Origin of the sequence: Winogradskyella sp. (assembly GCF_965656915.1) — a bacterium.
Classification (GTDB): domain Bacteria; phylum Bacteroidota; class Bacteroidia; order Flavobacteriales; family Flavobacteriaceae; genus Winogradskyella.
Genome location: NZ_CBFHMI010000106.1, coordinates 1 through 3,000 on the forward strand (window position 1 = coordinate 1; position 3,000 = coordinate 3,000).

General features: G+C 33.6%; 2 protein-coding genes and 1 pseudogene. 2 read left to right on the forward strand and 1 reads right to left on the reverse strand.

The genetic code is table 11. The features are described from left to right. Window positions 1–742, forward strand: a pseudogene (locus ACTG3Y_RS13450) (glucose-1-phosphate thymidylyltransferase); the annotation flags it as partial. After that, the gene (locus ACTG3Y_RS13455) at window positions 711–1,646 is read left to right on the forward strand and encodes a TolB family protein (RefSeq protein WP_439153433.1); all 936 of its coding nucleotides are present in this window, start codon (window positions 711–713) and stop codon (window positions 1,644–1,646) included. The pseudogene ACTG3Y_RS13450 and the gene ACTG3Y_RS13455, both read left to right, overlap by 32 nt. On the opposite strand, the gene ACTG3Y_RS13460 is transcribed toward ACTG3Y_RS13455, so the two are convergent. After that, a partial coding sequence (locus ACTG3Y_RS13460) for an ABC transporter substrate-binding protein (RefSeq protein WP_439153434.1) occupies window positions 1,636–3,000 on the reverse strand: 1,365 nt, incomplete at its 5' end. The genes ACTG3Y_RS13455 and ACTG3Y_RS13460 overlap by 11 nt on opposite strands.

The window sequence follows — 3,000 nt, forward strand, 5'->3', positions numbered from 1 at the left end:
TTTTATAACTAAGAATAAACAATCCGAACCAATTCCTGCAACTGTAAATACATTAAATCCTGAACTCATATTCATAGAAAAGGGAGCTAAGATTAATTTCGCAACCCTTAACGCCAGTAATGGACCGATATATATTGGTAAAGATGCTGAAGTAATGGAAGGTTCTGTAGTGAGAGGACCATTTGCCTTATGCAATAACGCAACTTTAAAATTAGCAAGTAAAATATACGGGCCAACGACTGTTGGGCCGCATAGTAAAGTTGGTGGAGAAGTTAATAACTCAGTGATTTTTGGTTTTTCTAATAAAGGTCACGATGGGTTTTTAGGTAACTCTGTTTTGGGCGAATGGTGCAATATAGGTGCAGATTCTAATAATAGTAATCTAAAAAACAATTACGCCGAAGTTAGACTTTGGGACTATCAGAATGAAGGCTTCGCAAAAACGGGCTTACAATTTTGTGGCTTAATGATGGGTGATCATAGTAAATGTGGTATAAATACCATGTTTAATACTGGTACAGTTGTTGGTGTAAGTGCTAATATCTTTGGAAGCGGATTTCCTAGAAACTTTGTACCTAGTTTTTCATGGGGAGGAAGCAAAGGCTTTGTTACCTATAAAACCAATAAAGCATTTGAAGTTGCTGAAGTAGTTATGTCACGACGAAAGGAAGTATTTACTGAAAAGGACAAAGCAATTTTAGAACATGTTTTTGAAGAAACTAAACAATATAGAAGAGAATAACATTATGTTTAAAACCAAATTTACACTACTACTTTTACTAGTCTTTACCTATAGTTTTTCTCAAGATGTTGAGGTAAAACATATCGATTTAAACACAAAATTAGATCACTTTTCAGCAGTGGTAAAAAATGACAGAGTCTATTTTAGTCATAATTTAAAGTCTAAGAGAGGACGCGCCATAAAAGATAAATATAACGGCAATATTTATATTATTTATGAAGGAAAAGTAAATGAATCGGGTGAAATCGTAGATGAGAAACCCATAGAAAAAACTGAATTAGGACAGTTTAATATGTCAGCACCAACGTTTTCTAAAGATGGCAAATACATGTACTTTACAACCAACCATACTGGTAAAGGAACCAATAAATTAAAGGGTATTGAAACTTTTAATTTACAAATTCAACGAGCTGAATATGAAGAGGGAAAAGGCTGGACGAATTTTGTCACTTTAGAATTTTGTGATCCTAACTATAATTATGCACATCCTGCTTTAAGTCCAGATGGAACTACATTATACTTTGTAGCAAATTTAAAAGGAACAAAAGGTAAATCAGATTTATTTAAAGTTTCCGTAACCAATCATAAAACATATGGTGAGCCAGTACAACTAAGTGAAACTATTAATTCTTCTAGGACAGAATTATTTCCGTTTGTGAGTGCAGATAATAGATTATATTTCTCATCAAATAGACGAGAAGGGAAAGGAGCAATGGATATATATGTATACGATTTAAATTCTTCGGATGATGAGCAAATTCCTGTGTCACTGGACTCACCAATTAATAGTCCTGGCGAGGATATGGCGTTTTTCTTAAATGATGATTTAACAACAGGTTACGTCACCTCTAGGCGTTATAAAGGAGAAGGTGGTGACGATTTGTACTATTTCTCTAATTTTTAGTCTTTTTTACAGATTTTAATTCTAGTAGATTTGTGGCGTTAATACCTAAACCATTGACACTTTTTCGTGTAAACCTTACCACTTCATCATAAAATAAAGGTACTATAGGAGCTTTTGCCATCACAATGGAATCCATTTTAGTGTATAGTTTAGCTCTAACTTCAGGGTCTGTTTCTAAATAGGTTTTTTCGTATAGTTGGTCAAATTCCACATTTTTAAAATGCGTATAATTTGGACCACTTGGTGCAAAATTCTCACTGTAATATAACGATAGATAATTTTCAGCATCAGGATAATCAGCCACCCAACTTGCTCTAAAAAAGTCGAGTTGTCCGTTTGCTTTTCCATCCTTTAGACTTGAGGCAGGAATAACGTCTACATTAACCTGAATGCCAATTTTCTGTAGTTCGCGCTGTATAAATTCACAGAAGCTTAGATAATTACTTGTTGTTGTTAATGTAATTTCTGGATTCAATAGTCCTGTTTCAGATTTAAATTCTGTGATTAGCTGTTTAGCTTCTTCAGGTTGATAGTTAAAGCCTATAGTGTTATCATATCCAGGCAGGCCTTTTGGAATAAATCCACCGTTTGCTGGTACACCAATACCATTTCTTAAATATGTAATCATTTTAGTTCTGTCAAAACCAAGATTTATAGCCTTACGTAGTTTTAACTCTTGTAACTCTTCAACCTTAGTTTCCATAAAAAAGGCCAGATATTCTGTGTTTAGATATGGGCCACGAATCATGTTTACATTATCACTGTATTGTGAACGTAATTTACCATCAGAGGTTAAAATTTCATCTTTATAAGATGCATCTAAACCAGAGACAAAATCTATATTACCTTGTGCAAACTGAAGAAATTCACTCTGTTTGTCTGGTAAAAAGGTTATGGATACTGCTTCGAGATAAGGTAATGACTTACCATTGTTATTTGTTTCAAAGTAATTGTTGTTTCGTCTAAATACAAGTTTAATATTCTCTTCCCAGCGTTTGAATTTAAAAGGGCCTGTGCCAATTGGGTGAGACCTAAAATCATTGCCGTAGTGTTCAACAATCTCTTTTGGTACAACAGAGCAATATTTCATGGTTAATAATCCTAAAAAAGCAGGAAATGGTTGTTTTAGTTTAATTTGAAACGTAGAATCATTGAGCGCAGAAAAGTCTTTCACTTTTTTTAAAACCCAGCTTCCTGGTGAAGCCAGAGATTCATCATTAAGTCTATTAAAACTAAAAACAAAGTCACTCGCTGTAACATAACGAGTTGAGTCTTTTCCAAATAACTGGTGTTTATGGAATTTAACATCAGTTCTTAAATTAAAAGTATAAGTCGTTGCACTATCGGAGATAAT